Here is a 20,091-nt window from a genome sequence, read left to right on the forward strand (position 1 = left end):
TATACATGTAAACAAGCAAAAAAAGCCGCTAAAATAGCGACTTTATGAAATCATTTGGTCATCGATTATCGAGCTAATGCTGTTGGGTTTATTCTCACTCCTAATTTTCACTTCTGCTTAAATCCATGATAAAACGTGTCTACTACAAGCGCAGGGGCTGCTTTTCTCGCGATATGACCACTTACAACCTGCTGCCACGTCAGGAACATGATGGAATACAGCACATCGACAATCCAGGTTTTATCAAGATCGGAGCGGAAATAACCTTTCTGTTGTAACAGACCGACCGCATGCAGTACCGGTTGTCTCAGTTTCAGATCTGCTCCCTCAATCTCTGGATTATAGTTAATGGTGGTGTCATGAGCCAGAAAATATATTTTGTCGCCTAATGGAATCAGCGCCTCAATCAGCTCAGGTATGTACTTTTCACAGTGCTCTTCATCCAGTTGAACTTGTTGCATAGTCTCACTGACCACCTCGATTGCGCGTAATCCCAGATGAACCATGAGCTGTTCACGGCTTTCCACGTAGCGATGTAACGTAGCGATCCCGATTTTTGCAGATTCTGCAATTTCATTCATGGAAGCATTCGGTTTTTCAATCAATAATTTGGTGGCCTCGTCCAAAATGGAATTGAGCCTGGTTTGTTTGATTGTAGTCATTTCCTTTTTCATTGGTATTACACCTCTTAGCGAGTATAGTTCAACAATTGATCTGTTCATCCATCATATGATTGGATTAGACTATAAAATTATAGCATACTTCCTCACCATACCAATGTGTGCGTGTAACAAACAACTTTTATATGGTTGATCGAGATATGAGATTATGTAAAGTTTAAGAGCCGCCATATGGCGGCTCCTAACAAGGAATTGTTCTTCGTTAATACTCATAGTTCAATGATTCTCGTTGCAATATTTGTACAAAATTCACGATCATGCTCTACAAACAGCAGGGTTGGCGAGTATTCCAGCAGTAAATCTTCGATCTGCATACGTGAAATGACATCTACAAAGTTGAGTGGTTCATCCCAAATGTGCAGATGAGCTTTCTCACTAAGACTTTTGGCAATGAGCACTTTCTTTTTTTGACCTGCGCTAAATGTTGAAATATCTTTATCCAATTGCAGTCTGGAAAAATCCAACTTTCGAAGTATTGATTTAAACAGGCTTTCATCAATTCCCTGTGTGGCCGCATACTCAGATAAATGCCCTCCGAGATCGGACGTGTCCTGCGATACATACGAGATTTTAAGCTGATGATCCTTTCGAAAAAGACCTGTATAAGCAATATCTTCACCACAGATCAGTTTAAGAATGCTGGATTTGCCAGATCCATTTTTACCGTAAAGGGCAATACGATCTCCTTTTTCAACCGTGATACTGACATCCTTGCACACCGTATTGGCCCCGTACGATATCGACACATGTTCCAATTCGACAAGTTCATTCTTGTGAAAATCCAGCTGATGGATCTGCAGACGTTCTGCACTCTCGATATTTTTGAGAAGTTTAGACTTCTCTTGAATCGCAGATTGCTGCCTTTGTTCAATATTTTTGGAACGTTTCATCATTTTGGCAGCCTTATGCCCAATGTATCCTTTATCCACCTTGGAACCGGAGTTTCTCGTACCATTTTTGGTCTTTTCCACTTCATGCGACCATCCGCCGGTCCGTTTGGCAGAATCGGATAAACGCTTGATATCTTTTATTAATTTCTCATTACTCGCAAGTTCAAACTGATCTTGCCTTCTTTTATTTTCCCACCAAGCGGAAAAATTGCCTTTCTGAATCTCGATGTTACTTTTATTGATGGAAAGGATATGGTCCACGCTGTGATCCAGAAACGCCCGATCGTGAGATACCAAAATAAATCCACTCTTGCTACCAAGATAATTACTGACGATTTGTCTTGCATGAAGATCAAGGTGATTGGTAGGTTCATCAATGAGCAGAAACCGATTATCCTTCAGGAACAAAGCAGCCAGCATCACCTTTGTTTGTTCTCCGTTGGATAACGTATCAAAAGGCCGATACAACACATCTTCTGACACTTTTAACAGGTTAAACTCGCGCACAACTTGCCAGTGCAGATATTCAGGATGAATCTCGCCGATGACATCAACGGTCATAGCTCCCTTATTCTCTACCTGGTAAGGAAAGTATTCAAAGCTAACATTCGCAGAGATATGTCCGCTGTATTCATATTTGCCGAGTAACAGATTGAGGAAGGTTGTTTTGCCTCTGCCGTTCCTTCCGGTAAAACCCAATTTCCAATCGGAGTCCAACTGAAAACTAACATTTTCAAATATATTATCGTAACTGCCTTCATAAGCAAAGGTCAGATTGGTAACGTTGATTAAAGACATGCAGATCATCCTTTTTATGTGAAATATAAAAGTAAACTGACGGGATTTCACCATCGAACATGGCATGGATTCCCTCACTTTAATATTTGAACATAATCAGAATTTAGATTCGCTTATACAATAAAGAAACCTGGCGATAAACCACTCAGCGCCAAGTAGATTTATGCATAGGAGGACAAAGTGCCGGATTCTGATTAGTTATATTGTGAACCATGCCATTGTTCATATTCGTTGACAGGTCCACATAAACATCTACAACCTCTAGTTCAGTCATCACTTTATCACCCCTTTGAAAGCTCACAATTTGAATACAGAAAACGTAACATGGAATACGATATGGGTCAAGGCGCCCTCTTCAATCTTGGCGAGTAAAGATTAATATAAATATCCTAAAAAATCGAGTTCTCCTTCACTCCATGGCATGCTTCCAACTTCTTTAATCATTAACCCCTCCACCTCTTGATGCCCAACTCCAACTGTGGTTAAGGTTTCATGATCAATTTTCAACCACTTACATGTGTTGCTTACCGTTTTGAATCCATTTTTGCTATACAATTCCTCATGATCCGCAAATAAAAGGACAAAATCAACACGCGCTTTGGCCATCCTTTCTACTTCGGAAATTAACAATGAAGCGATTCCCTGAGAGCGAATAGCAGGAGAAACACACAAATCGATTATCCCTAACACTCTTATGGGTTTTCCATTTAAATTCATCATTCTGTAATCTAGTCCTACATGCCCAACTAATTGGTTATCAGACATAAATGCCAATACTCTGCCCTGTGGTATTTGCTTAAAAAACAATCTGTCTTTCGGATAAACTTCCGGAAAACAGGCAACAAGTAATTCTTGAAGAAGAGTTGACCATTCTTCACTCAGATCCACATCATATGTTTTAATTAATTTCAGAAAAAATCCTCCTAAACCAAGTGATTCTGTCCTTTACTTTCGTTATCAGCCTTACTTACCTTTACGCAGCTCTTCATGATGTACGCGTCATGATTGTCTCACGGAAGGTAGGCATCCTCTACCTCAACTTTTCGTTCATTCCCCATCGCAATGTATCTTACGTTAATGACATTTCCTTTCTGAAAGTGGGGAATATGTGTGATTGGAATATAAGTCTCTACAATTGTTGGGAAGGTGCGGCCGTCAACTTGGGTTACAGTCAAATCCAATCGTACCCCCGGCCTTCCATCCATACTGGATAATGTCTGTACAATATCATGAATAATCGCTTCTGCTGGAATTCCGTCCATCAGAATGCTCTTTCGAAGATGCTGATTCTCTTTATTGTTACGTAGCAGTTTAAATGCCATAATTGTAGTGATTGTGCCTGTTATAAGCCCAAAGACAATAATAGCAACAATAATAATTAATGTGACGGTCATGATAACCTCCTTTTAGTTGAAACTTATGTTAACTACTTCTTGTTTAGATCTCTTATTCCTGCCAATTTGCTTGAATGGGAAAGCTTTAACGTCAAAAAAGCCGCCTTTAGGGCGGCTTGCTGCTGTGTATGTTCAACTCAATCTACTTTCGCACCATATGAGCGTACAAACAGAACGGCTTGTTCGCGATCCAAACGTACACCTTTGATATCCAGTGATTTCAGATCGATTCCTTCCAGGTTAGCCCCTCGTAGATCGGCCCCTTGCAGCTTGGCTCTGCTTAATACAACTCGGGTAAGATCACAGTCTCTCAAATCCGCTTTGGTGAAATCCGTGTCCGTAAAGTCAGCCTCAAAGAAACGAATTCCTCGCAGATCCTGTTTCCCCAAACGTGTATGTCTCAGATTTGTATAGGACCAATCGCCGTGACTTAGTGTGATGCCATCCATTTGCGCACCTGAAAAGTCTGAGCCTGTCATCTTGCAGGAGCTGAATTTGGAAGCAAAGAGATTTGCACCACCGAAGGTGCAGTTTTCAAAAGCCGATTCCGTATGAATCGAACCATTCATGGAAGCCCCTTTGAAGTCACACTCGATAAAACGACAGTTACTCGTTTCGATTTCTTCCATAGAAGCGTTCATAAATGTACACTGCTTGAAAACACAGCTTATGAGTTCTCCATAGCGCAGATCACGTCCCTCAAAATGTATTGCTTCATATTCCTGATCCTTATATTGATACACTGGTTACACCCCACATTGTATATTTCTCCGTCTTACTTCATTAAAGAACTTTTTATACTATACCACACCCCTGTCAAGTACCTGCTTAATCACACACAAAAGTCAAGTTACTTTTTTTATGAGAAAAATCTGAAAACTAAAAAAGGGACGCATAAAGCGCCCCTCCAGCTCACACTTTTAACTGTTCCAATGTAGGCTTATATATGTGAAACTCTCCAGTTTGCTGCTTTTTTCTATTCGTATCAGAAAACATTACACCAGTTTTTTGGACATCCTGTACAGGGATAACGACGTTTTATTGATTTCCCCTACTCTCTGGTATCCCAAACGCTCGTAGAGTTTAATAGCTAGTAGATTTTCCTTTTTAACCGTAAGTGAAGATTTGGACAGACCTTGTGTTATAGCTTGCTCCTCAGCAAAATGAATGAGGTGTGTCCCTACACCAAGTCCTCTGCTTTCAGGCAAGGTAGCCAATGTTCCGATGTGGTACTCGTCGTCCTCCGCTTCTTTTAATGTCACCATGGAGTAAAACTCTTTCCAGTGTTGGAGATTATACTTAATCAGGCTCCATTTACGAAGTTCAAACAGTTTGGAGAACGTTGGCAAAGCAAGTTTGTTCATTATAGTGGTCGGATAACACATGATCATGCCCAGCGTTTGGTTACCCATTTTAGCTTCAAAGGCGAATTGGTGACTGAATCGGTTCTGATTCGAACGCCATAACTTGTTGAATGTTTTTTCTATAATGCCTTTATCCTTGGTACCCGCAAGCGAATAGGCCATATATTCAAGTGCCATCTGATTTAGTTGCCCGCCGACTAATGATTGTGGACTGGCTTTTATTATGGAAATTTTATTCATCGCTGTCACTCCTCTAGGTAGTTGAAATTGGACTAAAACCTCGCAGCAGGTTGGTTGAATGATAACCCCTCAACGATCACATTCACCGTATCAATGGTTAATCCGGTCAGCAGTTCCACATGTAATCTCACATTGTTTTGCAATTCCCTGCAGACTTCATGCACTTTCGTTCCATAACAAACGACAACCTTTAAGTTTATCTCCAGTCTTGATTCTACCTTACGGATAGCTACGCCATTTTGCAGACTTTTCCCGCTGAACTTTTTGGTGACCCCTTCTATAAGTCCTGTCGACATGGAGGAAATCTCACTGGTGGTATTCGCAATCTTGCCGACAATTTTGGAGATCACATCATCCGATATTTGAATTTTACCCAGAACATTTTGAATGGACATTCCATGTCCTCCTTTTTACACCTGCATTTTTGATAGAAAACAATATCATTTAATATAACTATAAATCATGCAAAGTCCGATTTCAACTTTTGAATGCAGTCATCCTCATTTCTACCTGTACATAGCAAAAAAACCGCGATTATCGCGGCTTCTTCTGGTCATACTATGGGAATTTCAATTGAATACGGACAGGAATGCAGGAGGATGACTCGCTATCTGTTCTGCCTTCTTCTGCTGCCTCTGTTTCTTCTGCTTGTACGATCCACTGTCTGCCAATTAACGATTGTAGCAGTTCAATCTCTTGTGCCGTCAGACGAATATGCTTCAGAGACAACTCATCTTGAACGTAATCCCGATCCACCTTACGGTCAAACCGGAAATCGAGCAATCGTTTCAACCCGTTAATATGCAAAAACTTGAACTCATAACCTTGACGTATCGCCTTTTCCCAATCGTCTCCGATATCAGCTGCTGTCTTTAGTCTTTCATCAAAATCCATCGCGGATTCCTTAACCAGAGGCAGCAACCGGGAATAGTCTCGACGTTGTAAACATTCAATAATCACTTCTTTGGGTTCCCCACTTGTCAGAACATTCTCTACAAGAAGCCCTACAGGAATGGACAGCTGAGTTCGACTCATTGCTCGCCCTCCTCATTCCCGAGGTACTGATTGAACCAGGCATTCACCTGTTCGAAGCTATCGATCCGAAGTGAAGGTTTACCGCTTTTGAGCAAACTGTGGTTGGAACCTGGATAACGAATCAGTTTGGTCTTTTTGCCGTAACGTTTTAGCGTAGTATATAATTCCTCCGCTTGTGCAATCGGTGTCCGATAGTCCTGCTCTCCGTGCATAATCAGAAGTGGCGTCTCAATGTGGTGTGCATGAGCTAGTGGTGAGCGGGACCACAGGAATTCAGCGTTTTCCGCCGGATTACCCCCAATGACTCCCTCAACATAGGAAATTCCGATATCGCTCGTTCCATACATGGACAACCAGTTGGAGATGCAACGCTGGGTTACAGCCGCCTTGAAACGATGGGTATGCGCTACAATCCAGTTGGTCATCACTCCGCCATAACTGCCACCCGCTACACCCAGACGTGATGCATCAAGGAAATCGTATGTAGCCAGGGCATAATCAACAGCTTCCATCAGATCCCGGTAATCCCCTCCGGCAAAGTCACCACGGCAAGCTCTGGCAAACTCCTGACCGTATCCCATACTTCCACGAGGATTGATCCACAGCACAGCGTAACCTTGCGCAACGAGTGTCTGCATCTCATGACTATATGTTCCCGTATACATTGCGTGGGGTCCACCATGAATCTGCAAAATCAGTGGCAGTTTCCCATTGGTGTCACGTATTGCCGGTGTGGCTAACCAACCTTGAAGCGGCCATCCATCGGAGGACGTAAACTCTACACGGACTGGCACATTTACAGCCAATTCAGCCATGAATTCATCATTTCGCCGGGTGAGCCTGAACATCTCACCACTGTTGATATCCAGGCGATATAACTCTCCAGGGTGTTCAGCAGTCAACGCAGCGATAACCAGCGACGTACCATCTGGCGTTAAGGTATACTGATACACATCCTTTTCACCAGCACCCGTAACGGATTGACACTCTCCATTATCTTGAATACGGTACACATCCACATTCCCGTTCTGCGTCCCAAGTACATACACACCACGTTCCGGATGATGGGCATCCGAGATAGGAGAAGGTGACGCACCTGCCGACTTCATATCTCCAAGCGCCGCGTTACCAATCTGCATATCTAATTGAGGTGCGATTGGCCTGGGTATACCTCGATGAACGGGGACAGCGTATAAGCTGTTGTGGCTCCCGCTTCCATACTCACGATCACTGGCGATCAGGATCAACTGCTGCCCGTCGGATGAATAGGAGAATTGACTTATCGCCAGACTGGAATCCGTCACTTTGAACAGATCACGCTCTCCCAATCGAACGCTGTATATATCCGTAAAGTACAGCAGATCCGCATCAAGCTCCTCATCCTCTACTTGCTTCGAAATGAAAGAAAGTTGCTTGCTATCTGGCGACCACGCCGGAGCACTGATATTCCATAGCCCGGAAGTCATCTGTGTGATCTCCCCACTTCCGATCTCATATACAAACAAATGGCTGTATTGACCATCCCACCATCCGGAACCTTCCGCCTTCGGCGTTGTTCGTTCGAAGACCTTACCTCGCAGCAGAGGTGCAGACTCTTGATGCACTTCAGCCTTATTCTGTTGCTCCTCGGGTTGAACTTTACTGGTGAAAGCAATGTACTTCCCATTCGGAGACCAGATATAACTCAATATTTTACGTGCGGGAGATATCAGCATGACAGGCTCTTTTTTATCTAAATCGAGCGTCCATAGTCCTTTACCCCCATCCTCTAAGCGAATGAATGTGAGCTGTGTCCCATCCGGCGACCAAGCAGGCGATGAATCCTTCGTACCATTCGAAAGTGCAATATCTTTATCACCATCGAGCGAAATCCCTCGAATTTGTGTATTATATTCGTTTTTATCCTGATCAATGGTCTGTTCCACATAAGCCACTTGTCCGTTCGGGCTGACAACAGGCTGACTTATCCAACGATAGTGAACCAGATCCTCCGGCATAATTGGTCTTTGATTCATAATGATGGCTCCCTTCTCCGTTTATTTATGGGTTGTCTCCGTACGTGGATCAAGCACATCACGCAGCCAATCTCCAAGGAAAATAACACCGAGTACGGTAAATGTAATGGCTAGTCCCGGGAATGTAGCAACCCACCAGCTTGTAGCAACGTATTGTCTGCCATCACTGAGCATCCCTCCCCAGGATACATCGGGTGGTTTGATACCCAGACCCAGGAAACTGAGTGAAGCTTCCATAATAATTGTCGTGCCGACATTCATACCACAGATCACGATAAAAGATGAAAGGATATTCGGCAGAATGTGTTTCAGAATCAATCTTCCATTCTTCGCGCCAATTGATCTGGCCGCATGAACAAAATCCCGCTCTTTGATACTTAGTACTTCACTTCTTACCACACGGGTGAATGGAACCCAGTTCGTCACCCCGATGACAAAGATCAACGTTGTAATTCCCGGGCCAACAATCGCCATCACAACAAGCATGAACAGAATGGTTGGAATCGCCATGAATGCATCACCTACACGCATGATGACTGCATCCAGCCATTTCCCGTAGAATCCGGATACCAGCCCCAGAATCGCGCCAATGATTCCTGACACAATCACGGCACCCATCCCCACGATTAATGAAACTCGGGCACCATATACAATTCGACTCCACATGTCTCTACCCAGATTATCGGTACCCAGCCAGTATTCGGCCGTTCCGCCCTCAAGCCACGCTGGTGGTTTAAGTCGGCCCAGCGGATTAACCGCCGCCGGATCATGACTCGTCAATAGAGGTGCACCTATGGCAATTAACACAACCAACAATACAAGCACAGCACCAAACATTCCGGTTTTGCTGATGATCAGTTGTTGCCAGATATAACGAAATCCCGTTGGTGCACGCCCATTGTCTTGTTCCTGTTCTGTACCCGGAATTGGCATTTCATTGCTGCCTGTCATATGATTGCACCTCCTTCTAGTCGTATTTGATGCGCGGATCGAGTAGCCTGTAAGCTACATCCGTCAAGATGTTGATTACCACAACGATAACCGCAATGACAAACACCGCGGCCTGTACAATCGCCATATCATGTGTGTTGACTGCAACGACCAGCAATTGACCCAGTCCAGGCCAAGAGAATACCGTTTCCGTAATCAAGGTTCCCCCGATCAGACTTGTAAACTGCAAACTCATAATTGTCACGACCGGAATCAATCCATTCCGAAATGCATGTTTCACAATGACAACCATTCGGCCAAGCCCCTTGCTGCGGGCTGTTCGAATATAGTCCTGATTCAGAATCTCCAGCATGCTGGAGCGAATCAGCCGGGTCATCTGCGCGGCCAGTCCAACGCCAAGCGTGAATGCCGGCAAGATCAGATGTGACAACCCTCCGCGACCAGATACCGGCAATACGCCCAGCATGACGGAGAACAAGAGGATAAGCATAATCCCCATCCAGAAGTTTGGCATCGCCTTACCAATGACGGATATTCCTGAAATGATGAGATCGGTAAACGTATTGCGTTTCACAGCTGAAATGACTCCAAGTGGCACAGCCATAAGTACGGCAAAAAACATGGCGGCTACAGCCAGTTCAAAGCTGGCAGGCAATCTCTCCAGCACCAGCTCTAACGCAGGCTGATTGTAGCGAAAAGACTGACCAAAGTCTCCCTGTATCGCACTGCCCAGAAACTTCACGTATTGCGTATATAAAGGCTGGTCCAAACCAAGTGCCTGCGTCAAGACAGCACGATCTTCAGCGGTAGCCGTTTCAGGCAACATTAGCGCAACCGGATCACCGGTAACTCGAACCAAAATGAACACAATTAATGAAACAATGAACAGCACCGGAATGATCTGTAGTAATGACTTAAGTACGTATTTGCCCATTCCTTGTTCACCTCCCTTTTAAAAAAGAACGGCAGGAACATGGTTATCCAGTCCCTGCCGTTCACGGCCTATCTTTTCAATGACCGGTGTTATACCCGATGTTACTGTGCAACAGGTGTAATCTCGTCAGCATAGAACATCTCGTCACTGCGCGGCGCGAAGTTCACTTTAGCATTTGTTCCGTAGACACCTTCCATTTGGTACAGATATACGGCTGGGCGTTCTTCAGAGAAGATCTGTTGTACTTGCTGATACTCTTTCTCACGAGACGCAGGGTCCATGTTCACCAATGCCGATTGAAGCAGTTTTTCTACTTCAGGATTGTTGTAATCCGACTCGCCTTTTGCTTCTTCCAACATATAACGATTGTAGTTATTCGAAGCATCGAACAAGGAGTTACCGATACCAATCATGAAGATTTCTTTGAATGATTTGGAGCTGTAACGTTCACTGAATGCACTTGCTTCCAGGACATCCAGGTTGATTTTGAATCCGGCTTGTTCCAGCATGGCTGCAACAACTTCAGCTTGTTCTTTGTACTGTGCAGAAACGGAGATGGTCATCTCGGCTTCACCTTCTGCATAGCCAGCTTCTTGCAGGAGCTGTTTGGCTTTTTCCTGGTCATAGAGTGACGTTTTGTACAATGAAGGATCAGCACCGAAGTTGCCTGGAGTTACAGACGTGCGGGTTACGATACCTGCTCCGCCGGCAATGCTGTCCACGATTCCTTGTTTGTCGATAGCCAGGTCAATCGCTTCACGTACTTTCGGATCAGCCGTGATGCTGCCTTCTGTCTGACGGAAGATCAACTGAAGCACACGTTGGATTGGTGCTTTGACAATCTTTTTATCTGCTTCACCTTCGATCCGGGCAATGTCGGTGGACGGAATGGAAGACGCCACATCTACACCACCAGCAAGCAATTCGGATACGCGTGTGGAGGCTTCAGGAATAACGCGGAATACCACTTCATTCCATTTTGGTTCACCGTCGAAGTAGTTCTCGTTTTTCACAAGTTCCACACGATCATCTTTGGTCCATTTACTGAACTTGTAAGGGCCTGTGCCTACCGGTTGTTTCAGGAAAGCATCGAATCCTTTATCCGCAATATATTTTGCTGGCAGAATGCCTGCCCCCATTTTGGACAAACGATTCAGGAGCAACGGATCTGGACCATCCGTGATAATATCTACGGTATAGTCATCCACCGCTTTAACTTCTACGATATTTTTGAAATAACTATTTTGTTTCAGTGTCTCGTCCTTGGCTACGCGCTCCAGCGTGTATTTTACATCTGCTGAAGTGAATGGATCGCCGTTGTGGAAAGTTACGCCTTCCCGCAACTTAAATCTCCATGTTGTATCATCAACCTGATCCCATGATGTCGCAAGTCCCGCAACTTTTTTCTGTTCACTGTCATTTTTGATCAGATAATCAAAAACGTTGACCAGAACCGCCTCACTGGAGGTGTTGTTGTTGTTGTGCGGATCGAAACTCTCAATATCTGTTGCTGCAGCAACGGTCAGTGTTGTACTTGCGCTTCCACTGCCCGTTCCTTCTGTTGCGGAACTATCATTCGTGCTTGTCGTTTTTCCTCCGCAGGCGCTGAGTACCATGACGACTGCCAGTAACGTGATCCACAAGCCTGTCCATTGTCTTTTTTTCATTGTGATTGCTCCCCCTCAGAAGTTGTATTCCTTGCCAAAAATTCAAGTGCTACTGCTGACAACATGCCCACACCATAAGGCATCGCTGTCTCATCGAGATCAAACATGGGATGGTGGAGTGGATAGCGAGTACGTTCCTCATCATTACCAGATCCTAGTCTGAAAAACACACCCGGAATCTGCTCACAATAAAACGCAAAGTCCTCGCCCCCTGTGGAGGGTTTGATATAGCTCCATCCCTTCTCCGCATTAACCTGATCACAAGTCTCTGTTAGCAGGTCAACCATGCCGAGATCATTCACGACAACAGGGTATCCATCGCCGTAGACAACTTCGCATCCTGCTCCAAAAGAATCACAGACCCCTTTAACAACCTGCTCGATCAAAGCTGGCATCCGCTCACGAATGGCAGGTGAGAGTGTACGAACCGTACCGATCATCTCCACTTCCGGGGCGATGGCTGTTCCCATATAACCTCCGGTGATTTTGCCAATCGTGACTACTGCCGGTTCAAGTGGATCAACCATCCGACTGACGATATTTTGCAATGCGGTGATGACCTGAGCGGATACCGCGATCGCGTCAATGCCCTCATGCGGACGAGCTGCGTGGCCACCCTTGCCAAACACCTTGATAATCAAGGGATCAGCTGACGCAAACGCAACGCCTTGACTTACACCCAAGGTTCCCGTGTTCTGTCCAGGTGTCATGTGTAATCCTGCGATGGCATCAACCTTCGGATTCTCCAGAACACCGTCCTGGATCATGGCTCTTGCCCCTGCAAGACCTTCTTCCGCTGGCTGGAAAATGAATTTGATGTTGCCTGATTTCGGTCTTCCAAGGCCAGTAAGCAGTTGGGCGGCTCCCATCAGGATTGAGGTGTGAGCGTCATGTCCACACAGATGGGCTTTGCCTTCTACTTGCGAACGGTATTCCACCGCTTTCTGATCCTGGATGGGCAAGGCATCCATGTCTGCGCGCAAGGCAAAGGTTGGTCCATCGGTCTCTCCGCGAAGCAGGCCTGTAACCCCGGTCTTTCCGACATTGCGTGTAACTTCGAGTCCCAGGCTTTCCAGATGCTCAGCTACGATAGCGGATGTGCGATGCTCCTCATAGCCGATTTCCGGATGCTGATGTAAATCTCTGCGCCAAGCACTTAACTGGGCTTGTAGTGGCTGAGCCAGCTGTATTAGTTCTGAACGATTCATTCGCTGTCATTCCCTTCATTTTTGTCCGATTCAGAAACCAAACGGGCATAGATTGCATCCGCCGAGAATTCGATATGCCTTTTCATCGTCTCCTTAGACTTGATGCTATCATGGGCTTTCAAAGCTTCAAGAATCTCCATATGTACACCGTGATTGACGGTACGTATCCGGTCATCATAAGGCATCAAGTCGAGCGCCGGATTAATTTTCGTCCGGATCTGTCTGACGGCTCTCTCGCAGTATGGATTCCCAGACGCTTTGGCGATGGCCAGATGAAATTTCACATCCAGCGCCCTGAACCATTCCCTTGTGCAGTCTGGCTCTATACTTTGTTCCATGTAACCCTCAAGCAGCTCCAGTTCGCCTGCGGTGATCCGCTCAGCAGCGAGAAAAGCTCCCTCCGGCTCGATGATGGTTCGATATTCAAACACCTTCAGCATCTGTGACCAATCCCGTTTAATTTCTTCTCTGGTCCGTTTATGCGAATTGGCTGTCAGAGGCAATACAAATGTTCCGCCTTTGGCACCCACCCTTTTCTCAATCAAGCCTTTCTCTTCCAGTGAAGAGAGTGCCTCACGAACGGTAATGCGGCTTACGTTAAAAATTTCTGCCAGATCTCGCTCGGCTGGAAGCTGTTCTTCACTCATCAATTCTTTCAAAATAATGGCTTCTTCCAGTTGTTCCCTAATGAATTCACTAACCTTTTTGGTGGATACTTTCTCAAAACGAAATGAAAACGTACTGGACATCTAAACACTCCGATCTGTATATGGTCTAGACCTTATACCATTAATATAATTCCGACTAAACTTATATGCAATACTTTTTTTTCAAGTAAATTCATATTTTTTTCTCACCACCTCCAAATTGAAGCATTTTGGCACAAAAAAGACGCATCTACACGCAGCAGATGCATCTTCCCCTTAGTTGATTTACACCGTTCACTACGATGACAGAACAACCTTCCGATCGCTGTTATCCCCAGATTTCTTTGAATCCCTTCTTGAAAGGGGGAAAATCCGGGGATAAAGGCGAACGCTCCGCTTCTTCAGGTTATTTCTGTCCTCTCCGTTTTGTGTAAATGTTTAGTTAAATCTATCTAGTCTTTTCTGCCCTCTATAATTTCTTATTAGCAAAGGGTCTGAAATCGTCCGTAACCGCAAGTTTGGTGCTTCCCTCCAAGTAGAAGTTATCATCTGCTCTCCACGTATGGCTTTTTTTGTTTTTTCTCCGGTGATACACATAATTGAAAGGTGAGGTCGCGTACGCTTTGAATCCTCTTTTCCTGCATTGTCTCAGGAAGGTCACATCTTCCCCTATTGAACGGTCCGTGAAGCGGACTTTTTTCAAGATCTCTCTTTTGAATAAAATAGTGCCCCCTTGAACAAATTCAACCGGTTTATTTTTTTCAGCAGGAGATCTGACCAACAATGTCTTGGATGCGCCCAAATAGACCAGGCACGAATGTTTACCCACAATATCACTTTTGGTCCGTCTAAGTTCTCTCACCTGCTCTGTTAAATAATACGGCGAATAGTAGTCATCATCATCAAATTTGGCAATCAGCGAAAAGCGTGCCCTTGTCATGCCAGCGTTCAGGCTTTGTCCTAGGGAAATGCTCTCCGGAACTTGATATACATGAACATTGGCAAGATTTCGAACCCGGTTTTGGTATAATGCCAGATTCATACGGTCGTGATTCAGGACAATGATCAGCTCTTTGCTTTTATAAAGCTGCCGACTGTAGTTTTGCAGGATGTTGTCAAAAAATTGCGGCCGATTGGTACATACAACAATGGAAACACCATGAACCGTTTTGTGTTTAGTCAAGACATACCCTCTTTTCAGCTCATTTTTTTCTCATCATATGTGCCGAAATAGAGTCTGGTATGGACCAATAGCTACTATCCAAAACACCAAAAACCCTCTGCCCCAAATAACAGGACAAAGGGTTCTGTAATCTATTGTTTTATGTCTGTTCTATGCTTCGCTACCGTTATTCAAGTACACAGCCTTGCCTGTGCGGGCAGATTCATAGAGTGCTTCCAGGATTTGAGATACAACCAGCGCTTGTTTCGGCGTGACCACCGGCTCCTGATCGTTCTCAATTGCTTCAATCCACTTTCTCATCTCAACATCCGGTGCGCTCTCGCTCTTACCATCGTAGAAAGCTACCCCGCCTGCACTCAGTTCAATCTCATTTGTGTATAGACGGCTAAATTTCTCGCCATTGATGCGCAGTCCGTTCTTCATATCCGCACCCGCTTCGCTGCCGCTCAAGCTACATTTCGCCTCATCCACATCCAGTGAGTTCAGTGCCCAACTGGATTCCAGCATGATCGTTGCCCCATTCTCCATCACAATCATGCCAAAGGCCGAGTCCTCTACGGAGAATTGTTTCGGGTCCCATGGGCCCCAGGCATTGGCCGCATTTTCACGTTGCGAAAGCTCATGATAGGTCGTACCCAGCACAACTTTTGGTTGATAGTTATCCATCATCCAGAGCGTCAGATCGAGTGCGTGCGTACCAATGTCAATCAATGGACCGCCACCTTGTTTCTCCTCATCCAGGAAAACACCCCAGGTCGGTACCGCTCTACGTCTAATCGCATGTGCTTTGGCAAAATAAATATTACCCAGTTCACCAGCTTCGCACACCTTCTTCAAATACTGACTGTCTTCTCTGAAACGGTTGTTGTATCCGATGGTCAGTTTTTTGCCGGTACGTTCTGCCGCTTCCAGCATGAGCTGTGCTTCAGCAGATGTCTTCGCCATTGGCTTTTCACACATGACATGTTTCCCCGCTTCCAGGGCGGCAATGGAAATCTCGGCATGAGAAATATTCGGCGTAAGTACATGCACAATGTCCAAAGACTCATCCTTAAGCAATTCCTGATAATCCGTGTAGACTTCAGCATCGGTAGAGCCATATTTCTGCTTGGCTTCATCTGCACGTTCCTGAACAATATCGCAGAAAGCCACCAGTTCAACATTATCCAGTTTACTCAGACTTGGCAGATGTTTACCATTCGCGATTCCACCACAGCCAATAATTCCGATACGATATACTTTACTCATATATATTCACCCTCACTTAAGTATTGGTTGTTTCATTTTGCGAAAAGCCGACGGGGTCATCCCCAGACGTTTACGAAATACAGCATGCAAATAGTTGGCGTTATTGAAGCCTGAAGCAAGAGCAATCTGTTCAATGGATACGTTACTTTCCTCCAGATTGCGGCACACGGCGCGCAGACGAATATCCTCCAGTACGCGGCTGAACGGCATCTCCGGCTGTACTTGGTAGAAGATTCGCTGCAATTGTCTGCTGCTAATATGAAGTTTCTCAGCTACATGCTCCAGCGTGACCACTGTAGGGTGATTCGCTTCCATATACTGCACTGCATACTCATAGCGATATACCGACATATCCCGGACAGGGGCTTCCGGTCGATTCCCCCCGGTGTCGTATGCTCGCACGGTTTTGAGTAATATGCTGATAACCAGTTGCTTGATCGACGTATAATAACCTAACAATTTCTGATCACATGCCTCGTAGGCTTCCAAAAAACAATGCATCGCCCGATGATAATCATTCACTGGAGTAAGCGGAAGCGTTCTCAGCTTTTCAATCGTTTCCTCCGATTCAGCTGCTTCCCAGGGATCGACATGTTCCCTTGGCTTGTGAACGATATCCACATGAAGACATAGTTCATCCATGTCCTCTTTAGCATCAGCCTCCTGATAATGAACGACACCCGGTCCAGTCAAATACAGCATACCTTCCGAGAGTGCATGTGTCTGATCATCCAGAATAACTTTACCTTTACCTCTCGGGATAAAATGAAACTCAAACTCCGCATGATTATGGAAATCCACAACTCGGCCCGCTGGAAAAGAAGTCAGATGAAATCGCATCACACGAATCTCATAATGTCCCCAAACCATTAGAATATCCAGTCTCTCCAGGAGATCCTGCCGTTCAAGCATTTTCTCATAAGGATACAGGCTCAAGATTGCACACCTCCTTAATAAAACCTAACCCTTCAATTCATTCAGAGTGATTCTGCGCCCTTCTTTGGCAGAGAGATTCGCTGCTTCCATCAAACGGGTCAGCTCCATAGCGATTTGTACGTTTTCAGTTGCATCCGTATCATTTTGTATATGTGCGACCCACTGATTGAATGCGCTTTCCCTTTTGTCTGCCAAAGGAAGTTCAGTCCACTCTTCATACTGTCCCTGTGCTGCTTTTGTACGAATCAACAGCTTATCATCAGGTGTTCCGTACAGAAGTGTACCTTCCGTACCATGAACCTCAATCGTAAATGGAGAATGGCTATTCACAAAACCAGCTTCAACAACGCCAACTGCTCCGGAATCCGTAAACAAGGTTGCAACGGCATTATCTTCAACTTCTTTGCCTGTAATGTACCCGAAGTTTGCATTAACCGCTGTTACTTCCTGACCCAGAAACAGTTTGGCCAGATACATTGGATGGCAGCCCAGATCAATCAGTGCACCGCCCTGACAATCCTTCAGATCATAGAAGTGTTCAGGTAACCAGTTCGAAATCGCTCCATCATGCGATAAACGCGCTCTAACATAAGTCACTTTGCCAAGCAATCCCTGGTTAAGTACATCCTGAATCGTGAGTGTATACCCTGCATTCAGACGTGGCAAGGAGACTGTCATCTTGACTTTGTTTGCCTTTACCTCATGAAGGATTTTGTTGGATTCCGCTTGTGTCGCTGCAATAACTTTCTCCGTGAAGATGTGTTTCCCTGCTTTTGCAGCAGCGGTGATCACTTCTTCATGGATGCGGGTTGGCGCATCTACAATAACGGCATCGATGTCATCCTTGGCCAGCATATCTTCGAGTGAAGCATAGAAGGGTACGTTTAAACGTTCAGCCGCTTCCTGTCCCCGCTTGGCATCTTCATCCCACACCGCTGCGATGACTGTATCTTCATGTTCCTGTGCCTGTTTGATGTAATCCCATGCGTGAACATGCCACAAGCTAATTTTCCCAATTCGAATGGTCAATGTATCTTACCTCCATAGGATATAAGGTGAATCTGTAAAATTTACACTCAGCCACTCCGATAGCAGTACCATCTTACGATCACTGTTATCCCCGTATTTTTTGAATCCTTTCTTAATGGAGAAAATCCGGGGATAAAGGTGAACGCTTCGCTTCTACAGATTGGTTCTGCACTCTTCGTTTGCGTGTAAATGTTACATTCATCTTATATAATATTCTGACATTTATCTATAAGTTATCACAGACTTAATCTATTTTTAATAGAAACTCACGACAATAAATGTATAAAATCACGACATGTTCAACTTCTTCTATTCATTCATATAAAACCTCAAAGGATTCCTGATGATGAGCACTTCTCTCCATCTTTTTCTCGAAACGCAAAAAAAGCGAAACTCCGCAAAGGAACTTCGCTTTAGCTATCAGTTAACTTTTAAAGAAAATCTTATAGAGTTTAAGGGCTACAGCGTACAGTTTCATCATTTAATAAATTAACTTTTTGATCATTAATTGAAATTGTATGGTTATCAACCCATTCCAAGTCTACCTGATCCGTCTTTCCCTCATAATAAAATACTCTTTTAAACCAAAGTGGGCCTTTTAATTCCCCCATAACGCCAAACGATCCCATGGCTCCAGCGTCAGTTTTATAGAAACTTATTGTATAGTGCTTATCTGGTGAATGCGTGGTCGTAAGTAATTGTTTGTATCCAGAAAATATCGATGTAAATGACATAGCACCCAAAAGGATGAAGATCAATACTAAGGATAGAACTGTTGAGATCCAACTTCTTACCTTCGTAGACTTGTTCGATGTATCTTTAAAACCAAGTATAGCTAGAGCTAGTCCTAAAATAGAGAGAATTAGAATTACATAGTTGGGAGGACTAATTAGCCATTTATTATTCATATGAGAATATAGTGAGTACATCGAAACAAAGTACAAAATTAGGACTAAAAACAAAGCAATCCAGCTCATTTTTTTCACTAAAATTGAACCCCCTCCTCTCACTTATAGATCACACTGACACTCGTTTGTTAATCATTCATCACGATATCTACTGAATAATATGTATGTTCACTTACTCATCACTTTTTTCACAAACTTTTCTGCCTTGTAATCTTTTCGAACCTCATGTAGCGTATTGCTATTCGCTTCCGACCAGGATTCAAGTATCATCCTCGGTTCCGCTTCAATGAGGTCACGCGCCTCAATCATATCACCGTCTCTAAAAGCCTCAATCACATGAATTAAGTCAGTTCGATCAATCAACTTTACAAAGTTAATACCAGCTAATGTCTCACACGACTCTGTGAAGTGGGATGAAGTAATTACGATTGCTTTCTTAGCCTTGTAATATCTCAAGCAAGAAAACACCTCTTGTACAGCGCTGATGCCGACTGGATACTCTATTGAGTATGGCTTTGCTTGAATGACATTTCTAACACCTTCCCGATCAGTGAAAACTACGTCAACACCAAAATCGCGACTTCCTAAAGTTTTATAAACCCCTGAATAGCCCAACTCAATTAACAATCTGTACAAGTACATCTCGAAACCAGAGCCATCCTCCATCTTGTCTATATCAGCGATAGTAATGGATTTTAAGTCGTAATTTTCCTCAGTGAATCCCCCTGATCTCTTGTGTTTACTTGTTAAACTCAGAATCCAAAGGCTAAGTACAACAATAACTACTACGAATAATACAAATAAAATATAGATCATGAGATCTACCTGCATTACAACAAACTAGCACAATAATACCACATTTTTCTATCTTGGAAATTAATTATTTTATTGGATAAAAAGAACTTATGCCGAGTAATAAAGCCCCTATAGCATCCTTCAGTAAGACAATATTTGACTAACAAAA

20 protein-coding genes are annotated in these 20,091 nt (G+C 44.3%); all 20 read right to left on the minus strand.

Annotated elements, in window-relative coordinates; translation table 11 throughout:
* Positions 1–107: 107 nt before the first annotated feature.
* The 20 genes from QF049_RS09485 to QF049_RS09580 all read right to left on the minus strand — a co-directional run bounded on the left by QF049_RS09485 (position 108) and on the right by QF049_RS09580 (position 19,943).
* Positions 108–674, minus strand: coding sequence for a TetR/AcrR family transcriptional regulator (locus QF049_RS09485; protein ID WP_091016541.1), 567 nt, complete (start codon positions 672–674; stop codon positions 108–110).
* A gap of 215 nt (positions 675–889) precedes the next feature.
* Complete coding sequence (locus QF049_RS09490) at positions 890–2,368, minus strand: Lsa family ABC-F type ribosomal protection protein (RefSeq protein WP_307536873.1); 1,479 nt, start codon at positions 2,366–2,368, stop codon at positions 890–892.
* A gap of 375 nt (positions 2,369–2,743) precedes the next feature.
* Entirely contained in the window at positions 2,744–3,256 is a 513-nt protein-coding gene (locus QF049_RS09495; RefSeq protein WP_307536876.1) for a GNAT family N-acetyltransferase, read from the minus strand.
* A gap of 122 nt (positions 3,257–3,378) precedes the next feature.
* Positions 3,379–3,762, minus strand: coding sequence for a hypothetical protein (locus QF049_RS09500; RefSeq protein WP_307536878.1), 384 nt, complete (start codon positions 3,760–3,762; stop codon positions 3,379–3,381).
* Between the two features lie 137 nt (positions 3,763–3,899).
* Complete coding sequence (locus QF049_RS09505; protein WP_307536880.1) at positions 3,900–4,505, minus strand: pentapeptide repeat-containing protein; 606 nt, start codon at positions 4,503–4,505, stop codon at positions 3,900–3,902.
* Positions 4,506–4,757: 252 nt separating this feature from the next.
* Positions 4,758–5,366, minus strand: a complete 609-nt coding sequence (locus QF049_RS09510) for a GNAT family N-acetyltransferase (RefSeq protein ID WP_307536882.1) — start codon at positions 5,364–5,366, stop codon at positions 4,758–4,760.
* 32 nt (positions 5,367–5,398) lie between these two features.
* The gene (locus tag QF049_RS09515) at positions 5,399–5,761 is read right to left on the minus strand and encodes an Asp23/Gls24 family envelope stress response protein (RefSeq protein WP_307536885.1); all 363 of its coding nucleotides are present in this window, start codon (positions 5,759–5,761) and stop codon (positions 5,399–5,401) included.
* Positions 5,762–5,924: 163 nt separating this feature from the next.
* Entirely contained in the window at positions 5,925–6,401 is a 477-nt protein-coding gene (locus QF049_RS09520; protein ID WP_307536888.1) for a hypothetical protein, read from the minus strand.
* On the minus strand, positions 6,398–8,416 hold the full coding sequence (locus QF049_RS09525; protein WP_307536890.1) for a S9 family peptidase: 2,019 nt from the start codon (positions 8,414–8,416) through the stop codon (positions 6,398–6,400). The genes QF049_RS09520 and QF049_RS09525 overlap by 4 nt, the downstream gene beginning before the upstream one ends.
* A gap of 21 nt (positions 8,417–8,437) precedes the next feature.
* On the minus strand, positions 8,438–9,367 hold the full coding sequence (locus tag QF049_RS09530) for an ABC transporter permease (RefSeq protein ID WP_036670788.1): 930 nt from the start codon (positions 9,365–9,367) through the stop codon (positions 8,438–8,440).
* 16 nt (positions 9,368–9,383) lie between these two features.
* Positions 9,384–10,301: an ABC transporter permease gene (locus QF049_RS09535; RefSeq protein WP_091016560.1), complete on the minus strand. Its 918-nt coding sequence runs from the start codon at positions 10,299–10,301 to the stop codon at positions 9,384–9,386.
* A gap of 101 nt (positions 10,302–10,402) precedes the next feature.
* Positions 10,403–11,968 (minus strand): ABC transporter substrate-binding protein, encoded by a 1,566-nt coding sequence (locus tag QF049_RS09540; protein WP_124114549.1) that lies wholly within the window; start codon positions 11,966–11,968, stop codon positions 10,403–10,405.
* Positions 11,965–13,176, minus strand: coding sequence for a M20 metallopeptidase family protein (locus tag QF049_RS09545; RefSeq protein ID WP_307536895.1), 1,212 nt, complete (start codon positions 13,174–13,176; stop codon positions 11,965–11,967). Before QF049_RS09545 ends, QF049_RS09540 begins: the two co-directional genes overlap by 4 nt.
* Positions 13,173–13,925: a FadR/GntR family transcriptional regulator gene (locus QF049_RS09550; protein ID WP_091016565.1), complete on the minus strand. Its 753-nt coding sequence runs from the start codon at positions 13,923–13,925 to the stop codon at positions 13,173–13,175. The genes QF049_RS09545 and QF049_RS09550 overlap by 4 nt, the downstream gene beginning before the upstream one ends.
* A 367-nt stretch (positions 13,926–14,292) precedes the next feature.
* Positions 14,293–15,006 (minus strand): glycosyltransferase family 2 protein, encoded by a 714-nt coding sequence (locus QF049_RS09555; protein WP_307536897.1) that lies wholly within the window; start codon positions 15,004–15,006, stop codon positions 14,293–14,295.
* A 150-nt stretch (positions 15,007–15,156) separates the two neighbouring features.
* Positions 15,157–16,254, minus strand: a complete 1,098-nt coding sequence (locus QF049_RS09560) for a Gfo/Idh/MocA family protein (protein WP_307536900.1) — start codon at positions 16,252–16,254, stop codon at positions 15,157–15,159.
* A 12-nt stretch (positions 16,255–16,266) separates the two neighbouring features.
* Positions 16,267–17,190 carry a helix-turn-helix domain-containing protein gene (locus QF049_RS09565; RefSeq protein WP_240767998.1) on the minus strand — a complete coding sequence of 308 codons (924 nt, stop codon included), beginning with the start codon at positions 17,188–17,190 and terminating at the stop codon, positions 16,267–16,269.
* A gap of 24 nt (positions 17,191–17,214) precedes the next feature.
* Positions 17,215–18,219: a Gfo/Idh/MocA family protein gene (locus QF049_RS09570; RefSeq protein ID WP_307536901.1), complete on the minus strand. Its 1,005-nt coding sequence runs from the start codon at positions 18,217–18,219 to the stop codon at positions 17,215–17,217.
* Between the two features lie 452 nt (positions 18,220–18,671).
* On the minus strand, positions 18,672–19,196 hold the full coding sequence (locus QF049_RS09575) for a DUF5412 family protein (protein WP_307543156.1): 525 nt from the start codon (positions 19,194–19,196) through the stop codon (positions 18,672–18,674).
* Positions 19,197–19,295: 99 nt separating this feature from the next.
* Positions 19,296–19,943 (minus strand): restriction endonuclease, encoded by a 648-nt coding sequence (locus QF049_RS09580; protein ID WP_307536902.1) that lies wholly within the window; start codon positions 19,941–19,943, stop codon positions 19,296–19,298.
* Positions 19,944–20,091 lie beyond the last annotated feature (148 nt).

It is taken from the genome of Paenibacillus sp. W4I10 (genome assembly GCF_030816325.1).
GTDB classification, from domain to species: Bacteria; Bacillota; Bacilli; order Paenibacillales; family Paenibacillaceae; genus Paenibacillus; species Paenibacillus amylolyticus_B.